Source organism: Alphaproteobacteria bacterium (assembly GCA_005883305.1).
Lineage (GTDB): Bacteria > Pseudomonadota > Alphaproteobacteria > Sphingomonadales > Sphingomonadaceae > Allosphingosinicella.
This window is the reverse complement of sequence record VBAC01000001.1, coordinates 882,486-900,781: the sequence shown is the minus strand read 5'-3', so window position 1 is coordinate 900,781 and position 18,296 is coordinate 882,486. Positions and strand designations below refer to the sequence as shown.

The following is an 18,296-nucleotide window of genomic DNA, read 5'->3' as shown; positions in this document are numbered from 1 at the left end:
GGCGGCCTTGGCTAGGGTCCGCCGGTTGGGGAAGGACTGCCAAGAATGTCGGTAACCATCGCGCTTGTCGACGACGACCGCAACATCCTCACCTCCCTCTCGGTCACGCTCCAGTCGGAGGGCTTCATCACCCGGCTCTATTCGGACGGCGAGGCGGCGCTGAAGGCGCTGCTCGAGAACCCGCCCGACCTCGCCGTGCTCGACATCAAGATGCCGCGGATGGACGGGATGGAGCTGCTCCGCCGCCTTCGGGAAAAAAGCGACTTTCCGGTCATCTTCCTGACCTCGAAGGACGAGGAGCTCGACGAGGCGCTCGGGCTCGCCATGGGCGCCGACGATTATATCGCCAAGCCCTTCTCCCAGCGCCTGCTGCTCGCTCGAATCCGGGCCGTGCTGCGGCGGACGGAGATGCGCGCGCGGCCGGCCGAATCCCAGCGGGAGGACGATCCGGCGGAGATCGTCCGCGGCCGACTGGTCATGGATCCGGCGCGTCACCGGGTGAGCTGGGACGGCAAGGACGTGACCCTCACCGTCACCGAATTCCTGATCCTCGAGGCGCTCGCCCAGCGCCCCGGCGTGGTCAAATCGCGCAACCAGCTGATGGACGTCGCCTATCAGGACGACATCTATGTCGACGACCGGACCATCGACAGCCACATCAAGCGCATGCGCCGCAAGTTCCGCTCCGTCGACGGCGAGTTCGACGCGATCGAGACCCTCTATGGCGTCGGATACCGCTTTGGCGAGGAATGAGCAGCGCGACCTGGCGCTCGGCTGGTCGCGGCGGCTCTCGCTCCGCCACCGGATCCTCGCGGTCAACATCTTCGCCGTGGCGATCCTCGCCGGCAGCATCTTCTACCTCGACAGCTTCCGAAGCCGGCTGACCCAGGCGCGGGTCGATCAGGCGCAGTCGGAGACCGTGATGATCGCCCACATGCTCGCCGCGATCCCGCCCGGCCAGCGCCAGCCGATCCTCGTCCGCCTCGGTCAGGATTCCGGCGTGAGGCTCAGGATCTACGCGCCGACGGGCGAGCGCACGTCCGACAGCTGGACCGGAGTCGCGCCGACCTATCAGTTGCGCGATCCCACGAACGAAGCCTGGTACCGGCGCGCGGCCACCTGGCTGGACAACGGCTTCGACGCCATCGTCCGGGCCAGCCGGCCGCCGCTCTTCGTTCCTCCGGCCGTCGACCGCCTCGAGGCCTGGCCGGAGGCGGTGCGGGCGACGCGCCGCGGCGGCACAGCGACGACGCTCCGCCGCGCCGCCGACGGCACGCCCTATATTTCGGCCGCGCGCGCGATCACCGGAGGCGAAACCGGTGTGCTCCTGCTCACGATCAACGCCCGCGACGTTCGCCACGTCGTTCGCGCCGAGCGCGCCTCGCTGCTGATGATCCTGGCGGCGACCCTGCTCGTCTCGATCCTGCTCTCGCGCTTTCTCGCCCGGACCATCGCCGCCCCGCTGCGCCGGCTGGCCCATGCCGCGCACCGGGTAAGGCTGGGGCGGGATCGGGAAGTGGACGTGCCGGTGCTTCCGCACAGGCGCGACGAGATCGGGTTGCTCGCCCGGGCGCTCGGCGACATGACCCAGAGCCTTCGCCAGCGGATCGACGCCACCGACGCCTTCGCCGCGGACGTCACCCACGAGCTCAAGAACCCGCTGGCCTCGCTGCGCTCCGCGGTCGATACGCTGGAGCGGGTCGACGATCCCGCCGTCCGGCGCGAATTGCTCGATGTGGTGCGCCAGGACGTCCGGCGGCTCGACCGACTGGTGGTCGACATCGCCGAGGCCTCGCGGCTCGACGCGGAGCTCTCGCGCGCGCGGTTCGAGCCCGTCGATCTCGGCCGCATGATCCAGAACATGCTGCCGCTCTGGGAAGGCCGCGGCGGCAAGGGCGTCGAGGTCGCCTTCGCGCGCCCGCGAGTCGCCACCGCGACCGTGATGGGCGACGAATCGCGCCTCGCCCGGCTGGTCGACAATCTGGTCGACAACGCCATCTCCTTCTCGCCGCCGGATGGGGTCGTCGAGGTCAGAGCGGCGCGAGTCGGCGAGGACGTGCTGGTCAGCGTCGAGGACGAAGGCCCCGGCGTGCCCGGGGACGCCCGGGAGGCAATCTTTAACCGCTTCCATTCCATCAGGCCGGAGGAAGATTTCGGCCGCCATTCGGGCCTGGGTCTCGCCATCGCCCGGGCGATCGTCGAAGGCCATGGCGGATCGATCGGCATCGAGGATCGGCCGGACGGGCAACGCGGCGCCCGCTTCGTGGTCCGCTTTCCGGGAGTATCGCAATGACCGTCCGTCCGGTTTCGCTGTCGTCCGAAACGGTTCACGCCACCGCGGTGGCGATCAACGGCCGCGCCGTTTTGCTTGGAGGTCGGCCGGGGAAGGGCAAATCGGATCTCGCTCTTCGCCTGGTCGATCGCGGCGCGACCCTGATCAGCGACGATTACACCCACGTCCGCCGGGTCGACGGGCGGGCGATCGCTTCCGCGCCCCCCAACATCCTCGGCAAGATCGAGGTTCGGGGAGTCGGCATCGTCGAGATGAAAACCGCGCAGGACGTGCCGGTCGCCCTGTTCGTCGACCTCGAGGCCGAGCCCGCGCGGCTGCCGGAGCCCGGAGAGGAGCGGATGGTGGCCGGGGTCTCGATTCCCGTCGCCCATCTCGCCGGCCTCGAATCCTCGGCCCCGCTGAAGGTCGAGGCGGCGCTGAAGCTGTTCGGATTGACCGGCTAATGGCCCAGCCTCGCCGGCCCCAGCGGATCCTGCTCGTCACCGGGCTGTCGGGGGCGGGCAAATCGACCGTGCTTCGAACGCTCGAAGACCTGGACTGGGAGACGGTCGACAATTTGCCCCTTTCCCTGCTCGATCCGCTGCTCGCCACCCGCCCGCGTCCGGGCGCCGAGCGCGGCCGCCCGCTCGCCGTGGGACTCGACAGCCGGACCCGCGGCTTCAATGCGGAGCGGATCGTCGGCCAGATCAAGAAAGTCGCCCGGCGCACGGACCGGGAGGTCGAGACGCTCTACCTGGACTGCGCGGGCCCCGAGCTCCTGCGCCGCTATTCGGAGACCCGCCGCCGGCACCCGCTGGCGCCCGACCGCCCGGCGACCGACGGAATCGCCGAAGAGCGCGAAATGACCGCCCCGCTCAAGCGCTGGGCCGATCATATCATAGACACGACCGACAGCGACGTTCCGGCGCTCCAGCAGCAGATCCGCAACCGCTTCGCCGCCGGCGGCGGCGGGCCGACCCTCAGCGTCATCTCGTTCGGCTTCGCCCGCGGCATCCCGCGCAATGCCGACATCGTCCTCGACATGCGCTTCCTCAGGAATCCGCATTGGGAGGAGGATCTGCGCGCGCTGACCGGGCTCGACGAGGCGGTCGGCGCGCATATCGCCGAAGACGAGGGCTACGAGGAGGCGCTGGGGCGGATCGAGGAGCTCCTGCTCACCCTCCTGCCCCGCTACCGGGCCGAAGGAAAATCCTATGTCTCGATCGCGTTCGGTTGTACGGGCGGCCGCCATCGCTCGGTTCACGTGGCGGAGCGAGTCGCGGCACGGTTGCGCGCGGCGGGTTTTTCGCCCACTCTGGACCATCGCGACCTCGCCACGCCGCCACGTGACGGTATCGAGCGGTCCGCAGGGGCAAACACATCGGACATTGAGGCGGAACGCGCTCAGGGTGAATGAATGATCGGACTGGTTTTGGTTACCCATGGCCGACTCGCGTCGGAATTCGTCGTCGCCATGGAGCATGTGGTGGGGCCGCAGGAGAAGATCGCCGCGATCTGCATCGGCCCCGACGACGATATGGAGGCGCGCCGCAAGGACATCGCCACGGCGATCGCCGCGGTCGATGACGGCACCGGCGTGATCATCCTCACCGACCTGTTCGGCGGCACCCCGTCCAACCTCGCCATCAGCCTGATGAAGTCCGACAAGATCGAGGTCATCGCCGGCGTCAACCTGCCGATGCTCATCCGGCTCGAGGGCGCGCGCAAGACGATGGACGTCCGCTCCGCGGTCGCCGCCGCGCGCGAGGCCGGACGCAAATACATCTCCGTCGCTTCGGAGATACTGGGCGAAGCCGCTGCCTGATGGTCAGTCGTGTCGTGGAGGTCCGGAACAAGCGCGGCCTCCATGCCCGCGCCAGCGCCAAGTTCGTCACTTTAGCTTCCGAGATCGACGCCGACATCGAGGTCGAAAAGGACGGATCGAAGGTCTGCGGCACATCGATCATGGGCCTGATGATGCTCGGCGCGGCGAAGGGCGACACGATCACCATCAGCGCGACCGGCCTCGGCGCCGAGCAGGCGGTCGAGCGGCTCGCGGCTTTGGTCGAGGCGCTGTTCGACGAGCCGGAATAGGCCGTGCCGCGCGAGATCACCGCTTATTCCAACCCGCTCGTCAAGCAGGCGCGCGGCCTTCGCGACAAGAAGAACCGCCGCGCCGAAGGTCTGTTTCTCGCGGAGGGGCTGCGGATCCTTACCGAGGCGCGCGAGGCGGGCGTTCTGCCCGAGCGCCTGTTCTTCAGCGATTCCTCGCATCCGCTTCTTCAAGAGATGATCGCTGCCACCGAGGCAGCGGGCGGCGAGGCGATTCTGACCACGGCCGACATCCTCCACAAGATCAGCGGCAAGGAAAATCCGCAGGCCGTGCTCGGAGTCTATCGCCAGATCGACACCAGCCTCGCCGCGATCGACCGCGCCGCGGCGCCCTTGTGGATCGTCGCCCAGGCGCTGCGCGATCCCGGCAACCTCGGCACCATCCTGCGCACCGGCGACGCGGTCGGCGCGGGCGGGCTGATCCTCGTCGACGATTGCGTCGATCCCTTCTCGGTCGAGGCCGTCCGCGCCTCGATGGGCGCGCTGTTCACGCAGAAGATCGCAAGCGCCCGCTGGGACGAGTTTGTGCCCTGGCTCCGTTCAGGCCCCGCTCAACTGATCGGGACCAGCCTCAACGCGATGCAGGACTATCAGCAGCCCTCCTACAGAAAGCCCGCCTTCATTCTCGTCGGCAACGAGCAGGCGGGCCTGCCCGAGGCCTATGAGAAGGAATGCGACCTGCTGGTGAAGATGCCCATGCTCGGCAAGGCCGACAGCCTCAACGCCGCCGTCGCCACCGCCGTGATGGCCTATGAGGTGATCAACCAATGGCGAAGATGAGAGCGCTTGTCATCGGCGCCGCCGCTTTGGCCGGCTCCGCCTCGGCCTTTCCGACTCCGGGGACGACCTATGGCGCGGCCGGCACCGAGCCCTTCTGGGGCCTCACCTTTCGGAACGGCCGGATGATCTACGAAGTGGTCGACCGCCCCAGCATCAGCGTGCCGCAGCCGCGGCCAACCGCCATCCGCTCGGGCCGCCGCTATTCGACCGCACGAATGACGGTCGAGATCACCCGCGAAGGCCGCTGCAACGACGGCATGAGCGATCATTATTACCAGGAGACGGTCAAGGTCTGGCTCGGCCGCCGCGCCGGTCGCCCGCTCTACGGCTGCGGCGGCCCGCGCGTTCCGCCGCCGGAGCTGACCGGCAGCCGTTGGCACATCGTCGCGATCGGCGGCCAAGCGGTCTCCGGCGACGATTATTTCATCGAGTTCGACCAGGACAGGCTGACCGGCCAGGCCGGCTGCAACCGCTTCTCCGGCCCCTATGGCGAGACCCGCCCGACGCTTCGTCCCGGCGCGATCGCGGCCACCCGCATGGTCTGCCCGGGTGCGCGCATGGAGCACGAGCGGCGCGCGCTGGAAATCCTCTCCGCCCCGCTGTCGATGAACTTCCTGGACGGCCGCACTTTGGTCCTCGGCAACCGCGCCGGGCAGATCAGGTTGCGCTCGGTGGATTAGCCGCCACTCAGTTCGGCTTCCCGTCGCCTTCCGTCGGCAGCAACTTGGTCAGCGGCCGCGGCGCGGATTCGACCACCGGCATCGCCTCGATCTCCCTGGCGCCGCTCGACACCTCCAGCGCCTCGAACCTCTTGGCCTGGGTCATCACCTGGGTCTCCAGGCTGCCGACGAAGGCGTTGTAGGCGCCGGTGGCGAGCTCGAGGTTGCGGCCGAGCTTGGCGACGTGGCCGCCCATCGTCGCCAGGCGCGAATGAAGCTCCTTGCCGAGCCGGGCGATCTCCGCCGCTTCCTCGGCGAGCCGCTCCTGCCGCCAGACGCTGGCGACGGTTCGGGCGATGGCCACGAGGTTGGTCGGCGTGGCCAGCAGCACACGCCGCTCGAACGACCAATCCCAGAGGCGATCGTCCTGCTCCAGCGCCGCGGTCAGGAAATGCTCGCCGGGAATGTAGAGGATCACGTAGTCGGCCGAGTCGCCGAACTGCTCCCAGTAATTCTTCGAGCCGAGCTGCTGGGCATGGGTGCGGATCGCCGCCGCATGCCGCTGCAGATGGGCGAGCCGCGCGGCGTCGTCCACCTCCTCGCTCGCGTCGAGAAAAGCGTTGAGCGAGCATTTGGCGTCGATGATCAGCTTGCGCCCGCCCGGCAGCCGAACGACCACGTCCGGGCGCAGCCGCCCGTCGTCGGTGTTCACCGAGACCTCGGTCTGGAAATCGGCATAGGGAGAAAGGCCGGCCTGCTCGAGCACGTTCTTCAGGCTCTGCTCGCCCCAGCGCCCGCGCGCCTTCGGGCTCGATCGCAGCGCGTTGACCAGATTCCTGGTCTCGTCGCGGACCTGCGCGTGGCCCGCGTGAAGCAGCTGCACCGCCTCGCGCAGCGCCTCGTAACTTCCCACCCGCTCCTTCTCGACCTTCGTCAGCCCGTCCTCGTAGCGCTTCAGGGTCGCCTCGACCGGCTGGAGCAAGGCCTTGAGCTGCGCCTCGCTCTTCTCGCTCGCCTGGTTGAAGCGCGAATCGGCGCGCTCGAGGAACTGCTTCTGAGCGTCGCTCAGCAATTTGGCGCCGACCTCGTGGAACTGCGCGGTCAGCGCCTCCTTGGCCTCGAGCAGCTCCTTCATCCGCGCTTCGAAATTGCGCGCGTCCGCCTTGAGGCCGGCCAGGTCGCGCATTGCCTCGTCGCGCTCCTTGGTGACCTCGGACAGGGTCATCCGCAGCAATTCGGCGGCCTTTCCGCGCTCCTCGGCAACCGCGCCGGCGCGCCCGCGCCCGACGAACCAGCCGAGCGCGACCCCGGCGGCGACGAGGACGGCGACGAGAAGCAGCAAGAGCGGGTCCATGGCGCCTTTCCGGATGGAACGAAGCGCGAACCTAGAGCAGAAACGATTTGCGCTCAAGCGCCATAAAGGGGAAGCAGCAGCCATTGCACGCGCGCGCCGCGCGGCGAGGGAGACGCCCTTGAACATCATCCTTATCCAGCTCGGCGCCGCCCTCGTCACGGTCGCATTGTGCGCGCTGCTCCACGCCGCGGGGCTTCAAGGCATTTCCAAGCTGTTCCATATCGAGGACGAGGAGCTGGAGAAGAAGTCGCTTGGGCTCGAGACGGCGTGGCTGATCGTCGTCATCGCTTTATCGCTGTTCGTCCTGCATCTGGCGGAGATCGGCCTGTTCGGCGCGCTCTATCTGGCGCTTGGCGCGGCCTCGTCGCTCGAAGAGGCTTTGTTCTTCTCGCTCGCCTCCTACACCACCGCGGGCACCGCCGCGGTCCACCTGATCGATCCGTGGCGCCTTCTCGGCGCGGCCGAGGCGCTTGCCGGATTCCTGCTGATCGGCTGGTCGACCGCCTATCTCGTGGCCAAGCTGCGCAAGCTCGGCGAGTAATTAGGCGGCCTGCTTGCGGGCCTTGGCGATCTTGCGGAGGATCATCTCGCGCTTGAGGCGGGAGAGGTGGTCGATGAACAATATGCCGTTCAAATGGTCCATCTCGTGCTGGAGACAGACCGCAAGCATGCCGGTGATCTCCTCCTCGTGGGCCGCGCCATTCTCGTCGATCCAGCGCGCGCGGATTCGCTCGGGCCGCTCGACGTCGGCATATTGGTCGGGAACCGACAGGCAGCCCTCGGTATAGGGGACTTCGGCTTGCGAGTGTTCGACGATCTCCGGATTGATGAAGACTCGCGGATCCTTGACCGGCTCGCCGTCCTCCTCCTCGGGCTCCTGAAGGTCGATCACCAGCACGCGCTTGGGAACGCCTACCTGGATCGCGGCGAGGCCGATGCCCGGGGCCGCGTACATCGTCTCGAACATGTCGGCGATCAGCCTGCGCGTCTCGTCGGTCACCGCCTCGACGGGCGTGGAGATTTGCTTCAGCCGCGGGTCCGGGACCTCGATGATGGGAAGGAGTGCCATGGCGCGAAAATAGGGGGAAAGGCCCTATTCTTCAACCTCAACTCCTCCCCGGAACGGGGAGGGGGACCATGCGAAGCATGGTGGTGGGGTCGATGGCGTCCGTGCCCGACCCCTCCGTCAGCGCTGCGCGCTGCCACCTCCCCGTTTCGGGGAGGAATTAGGAGACCGGCCTCCTCGCCCTCAGCGCCTGGGCCAGAGTCCCCTCGTCGAGATAGTCGAGCTCGCCGCCGACCGGCAGACCATGGGCGAGCTGGGTGAGCCGTATGGGGAAGCGCTCGAGCCGCTCGGCGAGATAATGGGCCGTGGTCTGGCCCTCCAGAGTGGCGTTCATCGCCAGCACGACCTCATCGATCCCGCCGGCCGCGACCCGGCTGACGAGGCGATCGATTCCGAGATCCTCGGGCCTCACCCCCTCGAGCGCGGAAAGACGCCCGCCGAGCACGTGAAAGCGGCCCGGAAAGAGGCGCGAGCGATCGAGCGCCCACAGATCGGACACCTCCTCCACCACGCACAGCAGCCGGGCGTCGCGCCGGGGATCGGCGCAGATTCCGCAGGGGTCGGTGGTGTCGACATTGCCGCAGGTGGCGCAGACCGAGAGATTGTCGCTGACCGCGCTGAGCGCCCGAAGCAGCGGCTGAAGGGCCGTCTCGCGCTTCTTCATCAGGTGCAAGACCGCGCGCCGCGCCGAGCGCGGCCCGAGCCCGGGAAGCCGCGCCAGCGCCTGGGCGAGCGCCTCGATCTCCTGCGATGCCATGCCTCCCCTCTGTCATTGCGAGCGCAGCGAAGCAATCCAGCGCACAATCTGGATTGCTTCGTCGCGTCGCTCCTCGCAATGACGTTGCTTATGCGCATCGCCTTCATGGGAACCCCCGATTTCGCCGTGCCGACGCTCGATCTTCTGATCGAGGCGGGGCACGACATCGCCGCCGTCTACACCCAGCCGCCGCGCCCCGCGGGGCGCGGCAAGGCGCTTTCGCCTTCGCCCGTCCAGAAACGGGCGGAGGAAGCGGGGCTCGACGTCCGCACGCCGGCCTCGCTCAAGGGCGCCGAGGAGCAGCAGGCGTTCATCGCCCTCGATCTCGACGCGGCGGTGGTCGCCGCCTACGGGCTGATCCTGCCCGAGCCGATCCTCGCCGCCCCGCGCCACGGCTGTCTCAACGTCCACGCCTCCATCCTGCCCCGCTGGCGCGGCGCCGCACCGGTCCAGCGCGCGATCCTCGCCGGCGACAGCCTGACCGGCGTGACCATCATGCAGATGGAGAAGGGCCTGGATACAGGGCCGATGATGGGCATTCTGCCCGCTGCGGTGGACGGCAAGACGGCGGGCGAGCTGACCGCGGAGCTGGCCCGGACCGGCGCGGTCCTGATGCGCCGAGTCCTCGAGCTTCTGCCCGAGGTCGGCCGGGTGGCGCAGGACGAAGCCAACGCGACCTATGCGCCGAAGATCGCCAAGGAAGAGGCGCGGCTCGACTTCAGCCGGACGGCGGTCGAGGTCGAGCGGCAGGTGCGTGCGTTCAACCCTGCCCCAGGGGCGTTCTTCGAACATGAAGGCGAGCGAATCAAGGTGCTTGCGGCGACTCTCTCAGACCGAAGCGGAACGCCGGGCGAGGTGCTCGACGCGGATCTCGCCATCGCCTGCGGCGCGGGTTCGCTGGTCCCGACCCTGATCAAGCGCTCGGGCCGGGCGGCGATGACCCCGGCGGAGCTTCTGCGCGGCTTTCCCATTCCTCCCGGCGCAAGGCTCGCGTGACTCGATTCCGGCTCATCGTCGAATATGACGGCGGTCCCTTCATGGGCTGGCAGCGCCAGGCCCACGGTCCTTCCGTACAGCAGGCCATCGAGGAAGCGATCCAAGCCATCACCCACGAGGAAGCGGCCGTCCACGCCGCCGGACGCACCGACGCGGGAGTCCACGCGCTGGCGATGACCGCCCATGTCGACATCGACAAGCCAATCAGCGCCCACCGGCTGGCGGACGGCGCCAACGCCAAGCTTCGCCCACTACCGGTCGCGATCCTCTCAGCCCGTGAGGCCGAGCCCGATTTCCACGCCCGCTTCTCCTGCATCGGCCGGCGCTACGTCTACCGGATCGCCAACCGGCGCGCGCCGCTCGCGCTGGAGGCGGGTCGCGCCTGGCGGGTGCCGGTGGTTCTCCACGCCGATGCGATGAACCGCGCCGCGCAGGTGCTGGTCGGGCGCCACGATTTCACCACCTTCCGCTCGGCCCATTGCCAGTCGGAAAGCCCGGTCAAGACGCTCGACCGGCTGACCGTTCGCCGCCTCGGCGAGACGATCGAGATCGAGGCTGCCGCGCGCAGCTTCCTCCACCACCAGGTGCGCTCGATGGTCGGCTGCCTCGAGCTGGTCGGCCGCGGCAAATGGACGAAGGCGGATCTGAAGGCGGCGCTGGAGGCGAAGGACCGCGCCGCTTTGGGCTTCAACGCGCCGCCCGACGGGCTCTATTTTGTCGAGGCGCTCTATCCGGGCGAGCGCTGACGGCGCCGAAGCCGAACAGGCGCCGGAGCGACTTTTCCAGCATCAGCAACTGCCAGAGCAGCCGGCCATGGTCGGCGCGGCCCGAGCGGTGCGCTTCGGCGATCCGTGAAATGGCCTCGGGGTCGAACCAGCCGGTTTCCGCGAGCGCGGCGCTGCGCGAGATCGCGGCGGCCTCCGCCGCCAGCGGGCCGCGGAACCAGGCGGAGAGCGGCGTGACGAAGCCCATCTTGCGGCGCTGCAGGATATGCTCCGGCAAGCGGCCGGCCAGCGTTCGCTTGAGCAGCCATTTGCCGCTGCCGCCGCGCAGCCGCATGCTCGCGGGCAGGCTCGCGGCGAATTCGACCAGGCGGTGGTCGAGCAAGGGCTCGCGCGCTTCCAGGCTCACCGCCATCGAGGTCCGGTCGACCTTGGTCAATATGTCGCCGGGCAGCCAGATTTTGAGATCGGCATATTGCGCGCGCGACAGCGAATCCCTTGCCGGAGCGTCGCGCATCGCATCGACGTAGCGCGCCTCCGCATTGTGGCCGTGCAGGTTGGCGGTGAAGATCCGGCGGCGGATCAGCGGCGGCGTGACGCCCACCGCCTGGGCGTAAGCCTCGCCGCTCCCCTGCCCCAGCGCCTGCAGCGTGGTCTTGGCGCGCAGATAGCGCGGCGCCCAGTCTAGCTTCGGATAGACTCCGCCGAGCGCTCCCGCCGCGCGGCCGAGCGGCCCCGGCAGCAGCGCCCTCGCCCGCTCCTCAGCCATGAACATCCGGTGGCGGCGATAGCCGGCGAAGGCCTCGTCCGCGCCGTCGCCGGATAGAGCGACCTTCACTTTCTCGACCGCGAGCTCGGAGACGCGATAGGTCGGCAGCGCCGAAGCGTCGGCGAAGGGCTCGTCGAACGCATCGGCGAGCGTGTCGATCAGGCCGAAATCCTCGGCGTCGACGATTCGCGAGCGATGATTGGTGGCGAACAGGGCCGCGATCTCTGCGGCGTAGCGGGTTTCGTCATGATCGGCCTCGTCGAAGCCGATCGAGCAGGTCTCGACCGCGCCGCGGCTCGCCTCGGCCATGAAGGCGACCACCGCCGAGCTGTCGACCCCGCCGGAGAGGAAGGCGCCGAGCGGCACGTCGGCGACCATCCGCGAGCGCACCGCCTCCCCGAGCCGGGCATCCAGCTCCTCGGTCAGCGCCTTGACCGGCCGCGATACCGGGTTCGAAAAATCGACGTCCCACCATTGAACGGGCCGCGACACGGCCCGCCCGCGGCGGACGTGGAGATAATGGCCGGCGGGGAGCTTTTTCACGCCCTCGACGATCGAGCTATCGTCGGGGACGTAGCCGTAAGCGAGGAAGTCCTCGATTCCCTGCGGGCTCGGCGACCGGCGCAGCAGCGGGTGGGCGAGCAGGCCCTTGAGCTCGGAGGCGAAGATCAGCGCGCCGTCGGGGAGCTCCGCGTAGAAGAGCGGCTTCACGCCGAGCCGGTCGCGGGCGAGGAACAGCGTATCGTCCGCGGCGTCGTAGAGCGCCAGGGCGAACATGCCGTTTAGCCTCGCCAGGCAGTCCGGGCCCCATTGAAGCCAGGCGGCGAGGATCACCTCGGTGTCGCTCTCCGTGCGGAAGCGATGGCCTTTTGCCTCCAGCGCGGCGCGCACCTCGCGGAAATTGTAGACCTCGCCATTGTAGCTGATCGCCAGCCGCCCGCCCTCGGCCAGCATCGGCTGCGCGGCGGCGTCGGAAAGGTCGATGATCGACAGGCGGCGGTGGCCGAGGCCGATGCCGGGCGCGGTCCAGATGCCGCTGCCGTCGGGGCCCCGATGGGCGAGCACCTCGGTCATCGCCGCGATCCGCGCCGGATCGACCGGCTTGGGGACGTCCGGATGGAAGAGGCCGGCGATGCCGCACATCAGGTTTGAACCGTCACAGCCCGGCGGCGCGGTCGGCGAGCGGAGCGATCGGGCCGAGCGCGCGCAGGAAATCGTCGATCGCCGCGCGCGAATCGCTGGAGACGAGCAAGGCCACCGCGCGCTGCGGGCCGCCGAGCAGCCGCACCTTCATCGTCTCGATCTTCACCCCCACCCCGCTTCCGGTCACGATATCGCCGACACGGTAGAAGCTGACGACCTGCCGCTCCAGCCCGTGCGAGGCGATCCGTTCCGCCCGTCCGTTCGGCGGTGCGGGAGCATCCGCGGTCCACGCCCAGCGCCCGTTGGGCGCAGCGGCGCCCTGCCCGAAGCCGACCAGCTCCCGCCCCTCCTGCTGGCGGACGAAGACGGCGATGGCCAGGTCGAGGCTTCGGCCCCGCGAGTCGCGGTAGCGCTGGATCGTGAGCCGGTCGGCGCCGGCGAAATGCGGCTGCCAGGGAATGCCGCCACGGGCCGGAACGGGCTGCCAGCCCGCAACCAGCGGAACGACGGGCTGCGGGGGCAGCGGGACCGTGCCCGTCGCGGCGACCAGGCTCACCCAGGCCAGCGGCGCGAACGCCAGAGCGAGCAGCGCCGGCGCGATCCGGTCGAGCCGCGCGGAGTGGAATGATTCGCATTGCAGCGCCTCGGGGTCGAACCACGGCTCGCCGACCCGACGGTCGAAGAAGCGCCAGCCGATGCCGAGGATCAGGGCGATGACGATCGCGAAGAAGAAGAAGCCGTAGAAGACGTGGTCGAAGCCCTCGGCGAAGCTTATGTCGGTCCAGTGGGCGATGAAGATCGTCCCCCAGGCCCGCACCCCGTTGGCGAGGACGGGGACGGCCATGGCGACGGCGACGAACGCGGCCCGGCGCTTCCACGAGCGGTAGCAGGTGTTGGCGACCAGGGCGGCGAAGGCGAGCATGGCGATCAGGAACTTGACGCCTGCGCAGGCCTCGGCGACCTCGAAATAGCCCGTCGGCGTGGTGATGAAGATGCCCTGGAGGTGCGCGGGCACGTTGGAGAGCGCCAGCAGCACCGCAGCGATCTCCGCCGTCGCCGTCTGCATCGCCGGCACGATCTCCGACCCCACCGGAAGCAGAAAAAAGGCATAGAAAAGCGGAAAGGCCAGCCCCCGCGTCACCGCCTTCCCCAGGATCGCGACGGCGCTGCCCTCCAGCATCAGCAGCAAGCCGAGCTGGCGCGCCAGATCGACCCCGCTCGCCTCCCCCGCCAGCCAGGAAAGGGCGCCGGCGCCGGCGATCAGCAGGCCCGGCCACCACGCCGCCGGCGCCAGGCGCCGCAGCTGCGGCAGGCGCTGCGCGACCAGCCAGGCAAGGATCGGGAGGATCAGGAAGCAATGATTGTAGGTCGAATCGTTCGTCCAGATCGAAACCACGTCGGATGCGTCCCGCCTGAAGAGCAGCAGGATCGCCCCCGCGACCGCCGCAAGCACGGCGAGATGGGTCCGCCAGGCCGAGCGCTCGCTGCCCAGAGCGCGGATGGCGAGCGTGCTCATGCCGCCTTCCTCCGCCGGCCGGGATCGACCATTTCGGCCAGCGGAGCGAGCCTGGCCGACCAGCGATAATGGCGCTCCACATGGTCGCGCGCGGCCGCGCCGAGCGCTCCCGGCGCTTCCAGAAGCCGCCGGACCGCCGCGGCCGTCGCCGCCGCGCCGTCGGCGACCAGCAGGTGGCGGCCGGGCTCGGCCTCGATCCCCTCGAACGCGGCCGGCGAGGCGACCACCGGCCGGGCCATAGCCATCGCTTCCAGCACCTTGTTCTGGATTCCGCGCGCCAACTTCAGGGGCGCGACCACCACGTCGGCGGCGGCCAGCCAGGGGCGCATGTTTGGCACCGCGCCGGTGACGATCACCCGCCCGCCCGCCAAAGCGCGCACCGAAGCTGGCGGATTTCGGCCGGCGATGGCGAAGCGCGCATCGGGGACGAGCGGAAGCACCTCCCGCGCGAACCAACCCACCGCCTCGGCATTGGGCGCATAATCCATCTGGCCGGTGAAGAGGACCAGCGGCTCCTTGAAATCGAGGCGCTGGAAATCCGCTGCGGGATCGAAATGGTCGACGTCGATGCCGTTCGAAAGCGCGCGGATGTTGTCGCGACCGGTGGTGCGCCGGAACAGCGCGGCCTCGGCCTCGCTGACGAAGGTGCACAGGTCGGCGCGCTCGGCAACGGCTTTCTCGAAGGCCGACAGCTTCTCCGCCTCGCGCCGGTTGACCCAGCGCATCGGGCCGGAGCCCTCCTCGGCATATTGGGCGAACTTGGCGGAATCGACGTCGCCAAAATCCATGATGAAGCGCTGGCGGGCGCCGGCGGGCACGAACTGCGCCATCTGGCCGGAAAAGGCGAACACGGTGCCTACCGAAGGGTCCGCCAGCTTGGCCGCGACGAAGGCGCGAAGGCGCGGGCTGTCGAAGAGGGCCAGCGAGATCGGCCTGCCCTCGGCCAGCGCGAGCGCCCCGTCCATCGCCTTCGAGCGGCTGCGAACCTCGACTTGCGCCTCGCCGAGCCGATCGCCGAGCGCGGCGCGAAGCGCATCGATGTGCGCGGCGTCGGCCCGGTCGTCGGCGAAGCAGGCGAGATGGACGCGCGCGAGACCGGCGAGGTGCTTGAGCAGGTTCCACGAGCGTATCTTGTCGCCCCGGTCGGGCGGGAACGGGATTCGGTGGGCGAGGAACAAGATGTCTTTCATCCTAGCCCTCGAGCGATCAAAGGGCCGATCCGGTTGGCGAGCCACAGGGGGAGCCGCGACCAAGCCGCGATCTGCAGGCGGTATTTGGGGTTGAGCGGGTTCACCTCGCGCCTTTCGCCGCGCACCGCGTAGGTCAGCGGCGTCTCCTCGAAGCCCCAGATCCGCTTTCGCGACCAGGGGCCGGTGCCGATCTTGGAGCGGCCGAAATCGGCGCGCGTGCAGCCGCGCTCGATCGCCCGGCGCATGACGTCGAACTGGACGAGGTCGTTGGCTCGCGCCTTGCGCGCCGCGGAGACTCCGCCGCCCCAATAAGGATGGACCGCGCCCTTGAAGTAGAAGTTGAGCAGCGCCGCGAGCGGGCGGCCGTCCAGCCAGGCGATGGTGACGTCCGCCTCCTCGCCGAATTCATCGAGCGCGGCAGCGAACAAAGCGCGGGGAAAGACCGGAGTTCCGAGGTTTCGGACGCTTTCCGAATAGACCCGGAAATGAGCGTCGCGGTGGCGCCGGTCGCGTCCGGCGGATGTCGCGAGCGTCGTCTCCAGCGCCTTCCTGACCTCCGCCCGCTGGCGCTTGGGGATTGCGGCAAGCAGGGTCTGCGCGTCGGCGGGAAGGTCGCGGGTGAAGCCGGCATAGGTGCCGCTCGCCGCTTCCCAGCCGTCCGGGACCGGGCCGCCGCGCAACTCGACTCCGGGATAGCCGAGCGCCCAGGCGGCATCGGCGAGCGCCCCCGCTCCGTCGCCGAGGATCCCGCCGCCGGTGCCGAAGCCCGCCGAGACCAGCGCATTGCCGAACAAAAGCGAGCGGATCTCGGTCAGCGGCAGCAGCCCCACCAGCGCCCCGCCGCGCTCGGCGAGGAGAAAGTGGGCGCGCTGGCCGCATCCGCGCTCGACCGCCCGGCTCCATTGTGGGCGGTGAAAGATCGTCCCGTCCGGATGCTCCGCGACGAAGCCGTCAATCCGCGCCCGCTCGGCGTCGAGATCGGCCCTTCGGACGGCGATTCGAAGCTTCGGCGCCGGAGCGTTCACTGAAGCCGCTCCTGCTCCGCCGCAGCCACCTCGTCGGTCCGGCCCCAGGCGTGGGCACGGAACAATTTCAGCAGCTTGGGGCGCATTCCCGAAAGATTGGTGTAATGGCGAAGGTTCGATTTCAGCGGCGCACCGGGCACTCGCGGCTGGCCCGGATCGATCTCCCAGGGATGGAAATAGAAGATTGCGGGCCGCTCGTCGCGGCGGTTGACCCGGGCGACCGCCCAGTTCGACAGCGCGTAGGGCATCAGCCGGAAAAAGCCCCCGCCGCCTGCCGCATAGCGCCGCCCGCCAAGCTCGAATGTGGTCACCGGAAGCTCGATCAGGGGCGATCCCTCGATCGGGCGCCAGGCGAAGCGCGGCGCGCCCGGCCAGCCATAATGGTCGTGTCGGATCGGAGCGACGCTGGAGGAATAGGCATAGCCTTCCGCGGCGAGCGCCTCGTGCGCCCAAGGCGTGCGGTGGTCGATCGAAAAGCTCGGCGCGCGATAGCCGCGAACCTCCGTGCCGGCCGCGTCCTCGATCGCCGCTCGCGCCTGGACCAGGTCGGCGCGAAACGCCCTGACGTCGAGCGTGTGGACCCGGCGATGGTCCCAGCCGTGGCTGGCGACCTCGTGGCCGGCTTCGGCGATTCGGCGGATCAGGGCGGGGTGGCGCGCGGCGACCCAGCCCAGGGTGAAGAAGGTCGCCTTGACCCGCGCTTCCTCGAAAAGCGCGAGCACCGCGTCGGTGTTGTGCTCGACCCGGCGCGGCAGGCTGTCCCAGTCGGCGCGGTGGATCACGCGCTCGAAGGCGCCGACCTGGAACCAGTCCTCGACGTCGACGGAAAGGGCGTTCTTCACGGCCTTCACGGCGCTAAGCCGCGTGATGACGGTAAGCCGCCTCGGGACCCGATTCCACCCAGTCGATCAGCAGGGTCAGCGTTCGGCGGAGCAAAGCCTCCTGCTCCTCCAGTTGCGCCTCGAGCACGGCGACTCGCCGCTCGAGCCCCGGATCCGGAGCCGCGACGGACGGCTCGGGAGCCGCCGGCGGCGCCTGCTCGTTGGCCGCGACCGGCGTGCGATTGGCGGCGCGCAGCGGAATCACGGGCTCCTCGCGCGGCGCGGGGCGGGCCGCGTCGGCGTTCATCTCGGCGGCGATCGCATCGACGTCCTGCGCGGTGATCCGCTCGGCATTCTCGATCGCGGCACCGAGCAGCACGCGGTGCGCGATCTGGTTGACCCGCCGCGGAATGCCGCCGCTGTGGCGATGGATCGCCTCGAACCCGGCGGAGTCGAAATCGGGCCGGCCCTGCCAGTCGGCGAGCGTCAGGCGGTGGCGGACGTAAGCGGCGACCTCGTCGGCGCCCATGGCGTCGAGATGATGGGTGGCGATGACCCGCTGGCGCAGCTGCTCGAGCCCGGGGCTCGCGAGCTTGTCGCGAAATTCGGGCTGGCCGAGCAGGACGAGCTGGATCAGAGCGCGGCCGGCGATCTGGAAGTTGGAGAGCATGCGCAGCTCCTCCAGCGCCGAGACCGGGAGGTTCTGCGCCTCGTCGACGATCAGCAAGGTGCGCTTGCCGGCCCTCAAGTCCGCCTCGAGCTGGTGCTCGACCGAGTCGAGCAGCCGCGCCTTCTCGACAGCGCCCGTGTTGAGCCCCAGGCCCTGGGCGACCAGCCGAAGCATGTCGTCACCCTCGACCTGGGTCGAAACCAGGCTGATCGCATTGAGGCGCGCGCGGTCGATATTGGCCATCAGATGGGCGACGAGCGTGGACTTGCCGGCGCCGATCTCTCCGGTGACGACGATGAAGCCCTCGCCCTGGGCAAGGCCGTAGCCCAAATAGGCCATCGCCTTTTTATGGGTGCGGCTGTCGAACCAGAAATGCGCGTCCGGCGTCAGCTGGAAAGGCTGTCGGGTGAGGCCGAAGCGATCGGTGTACATGTCTGTCTCCCT

20 protein-coding genes are annotated in these 18,296 nt (G+C 69.2%); 11 read left to right on the top strand and 9 right to left on the bottom strand.

What is annotated here, in order from left to right:
* Nucleotides 1–45 precede the first annotated feature (45 nt).
* The 8 genes from E6G92_04500 to E6G92_04465 are packed head-to-tail and all read left to right on the top strand — an operon-like array spanning nt 46 to nt 5,844.
* Nucleotides 46–753, top strand: coding sequence for a response regulator transcription factor (locus tag E6G92_04500; protein TMJ19077.1), 708 nt, complete (start codon nt 46–48; stop codon nt 751–753).
* Nucleotides 722–2,293, top strand: coding sequence for a HAMP domain-containing protein (locus tag E6G92_04495; GenBank protein TMJ19076.1), 1,572 nt, complete (start codon nt 722–724; stop codon nt 2,291–2,293). Before E6G92_04500 ends, E6G92_04495 begins: the two co-directional genes overlap by 32 nt.
* Entirely contained in the window at nt 2,290–2,736 is a 447-nt protein-coding gene (locus tag E6G92_04490) for an aldolase (GenBank protein ID TMJ19075.1), read from the top strand. Before E6G92_04495 ends, E6G92_04490 begins: the two co-directional genes overlap by 4 nt.
* On the top strand, nt 2,736–3,689 hold the full coding sequence (rapZ, locus tag E6G92_04485; GenBank protein TMJ19074.1) for an RNase adapter RapZ: 954 nt from the start codon (nt 2,736–2,738) through the stop codon (nt 3,687–3,689). Before E6G92_04490 ends, rapZ begins: the two co-directional genes overlap by 1 nt.
* Entirely contained in the window at nt 3,690–4,097 is a 408-nt protein-coding gene (locus E6G92_04480) for a PTS sugar transporter subunit IIA (protein TMJ19073.1), read from the top strand.
* The gene (locus tag E6G92_04475) at nt 4,097–4,366 is read left to right on the top strand and encodes an HPr family phosphocarrier protein (GenBank protein ID TMJ19072.1); all 270 of its coding nucleotides are present in this window, start codon (nt 4,097–4,099) and stop codon (nt 4,364–4,366) included. Before E6G92_04480 ends, E6G92_04475 begins: the two co-directional genes overlap by 1 nt.
* 3 nt (nt 4,367–4,369) lie before the next feature.
* Nucleotides 4,370–5,164, top strand: a complete 795-nt coding sequence (locus E6G92_04470; GenBank protein TMJ19071.1) for an RNA methyltransferase — start codon at nt 4,370–4,372, stop codon at nt 5,162–5,164.
* A complete protein-coding gene (locus E6G92_04465) occupies nt 5,152–5,844 on the top strand; it encodes an META domain-containing protein (GenBank protein ID TMJ19070.1) in 693 nt (230 codons plus the stop codon). The genes E6G92_04470 and E6G92_04465 overlap by 13 nt, the downstream gene beginning before the upstream one ends.
* A gap of 7 nt (nt 5,845–5,851) precedes the next feature.
* Here E6G92_04465 and rmuC read toward each other — a convergent pair whose 3' ends face one another.
* A complete protein-coding gene (gene rmuC / locus E6G92_04460; protein ID TMJ19069.1) occupies nt 5,852–7,177 on the bottom strand; it encodes a DNA recombination protein RmuC in 1,326 nt (441 codons plus the stop codon).
* On the opposite strand from rmuC, the gene E6G92_04455 reads away from it, so the two are divergent.
* Nucleotides 7,176–7,718 carry a two pore domain potassium channel family protein gene (locus tag E6G92_04455; protein TMJ19068.1) on the top strand — a complete coding sequence of 181 codons (543 nt, stop codon included), beginning with the start codon at nt 7,176–7,178 and terminating at the stop codon, nt 7,716–7,718. The two genes, rmuC and E6G92_04455, sit on opposite strands and share 2 nt — an antisense overlap.
* Here E6G92_04455 and E6G92_04450 read toward each other — a convergent pair whose 3' ends face one another.
* Both E6G92_04450 and recR read right to left on the bottom strand, forming a co-directional pair.
* Nucleotides 7,719–8,246, bottom strand: coding sequence for a peptide deformylase (locus tag E6G92_04450; protein TMJ19067.1), 528 nt, complete (start codon nt 8,244–8,246; stop codon nt 7,719–7,721).
* Nucleotides 8,247–8,403: 157 nt separating this feature from the next.
* A complete protein-coding gene (recR, locus tag E6G92_04445) occupies nt 8,404–9,000 on the bottom strand; it encodes a recombination protein RecR (protein ID TMJ19066.1) in 597 nt (198 codons plus the stop codon).
* 90 nt (nt 9,001–9,090) lie between these two features.
* On the opposite strand from recR, the gene E6G92_04440 reads away from it, so the two are divergent.
* Both E6G92_04440 and truA read left to right on the top strand, forming a co-directional pair.
* Complete coding sequence (locus E6G92_04440; GenBank protein TMJ19065.1) at nt 9,091–9,996, top strand: methionyl-tRNA formyltransferase; 906 nt, start codon at nt 9,091–9,093, stop codon at nt 9,994–9,996.
* Nucleotides 9,993–10,742: a tRNA pseudouridine(38-40) synthase TruA gene (gene truA / locus E6G92_04435; GenBank protein ID TMJ19064.1), complete on the top strand. Its 750-nt coding sequence runs from the start codon at nt 9,993–9,995 to the stop codon at nt 10,740–10,742. The genes E6G92_04440 and truA overlap by 4 nt, the downstream gene beginning before the upstream one ends.
* Here truA and E6G92_04430 read toward each other — a convergent pair.
* Genes E6G92_04430 through E6G92_04405 form a run of 6 tightly spaced genes read right to left on the bottom strand, consistent with a single transcriptional unit; the run spans nt 10,684 to nt 18,284 of the window.
* Nucleotides 10,684–12,630, bottom strand: a complete 1,947-nt coding sequence (locus E6G92_04430; GenBank protein ID TMJ19063.1) for an amidotransferase 1, exosortase A system-associated — start codon at nt 12,628–12,630, stop codon at nt 10,684–10,686. The two genes, truA and E6G92_04430, sit on opposite strands and share 59 nt — an antisense overlap.
* 13 nt (nt 12,631–12,643) lie before the next feature.
* A complete protein-coding gene (gene xrtA / locus E6G92_04425) occupies nt 12,644–14,146 on the bottom strand; it encodes an exosortase A (protein TMJ19062.1) in 1,503 nt (500 codons plus the stop codon).
* A complete protein-coding gene (locus tag E6G92_04420; protein TMJ19061.1) occupies nt 14,143–15,336 on the bottom strand; it encodes a TIGR03087 family PEP-CTERM/XrtA system glycosyltransferase in 1,194 nt (397 codons plus the stop codon). The genes xrtA and E6G92_04420 overlap by 4 nt, the downstream gene beginning before the upstream one ends.
* Entirely contained in the window at nt 15,333–16,334 is a 1,002-nt protein-coding gene (locus E6G92_04415) for a FemAB family PEP-CTERM system-associated protein (protein ID TMJ20706.1), read from the bottom strand. The genes E6G92_04420 and E6G92_04415 overlap by 4 nt, the downstream gene beginning before the upstream one ends.
* A 23-nt stretch (nt 16,335–16,357) precedes the next feature.
* The gene (locus E6G92_04410; GenBank protein ID TMJ19060.1) at nt 16,358–17,203 is read right to left on the bottom strand and encodes a DUF3473 domain-containing protein; all 846 of its coding nucleotides are present in this window, start codon (nt 17,201–17,203) and stop codon (nt 16,358–16,360) included.
* Between the two features lie 13 nt (nt 17,204–17,216).
* Nucleotides 17,217–18,284 carry a general secretion pathway protein gene (locus E6G92_04405; GenBank protein ID TMJ19059.1) on the bottom strand — a complete coding sequence of 356 codons (1,068 nt, stop codon included), beginning with the start codon at nt 18,282–18,284 and terminating at the stop codon, nt 17,217–17,219.
* Between the last annotated feature and the right edge of the window lie 12 nt (nt 18,285–18,296).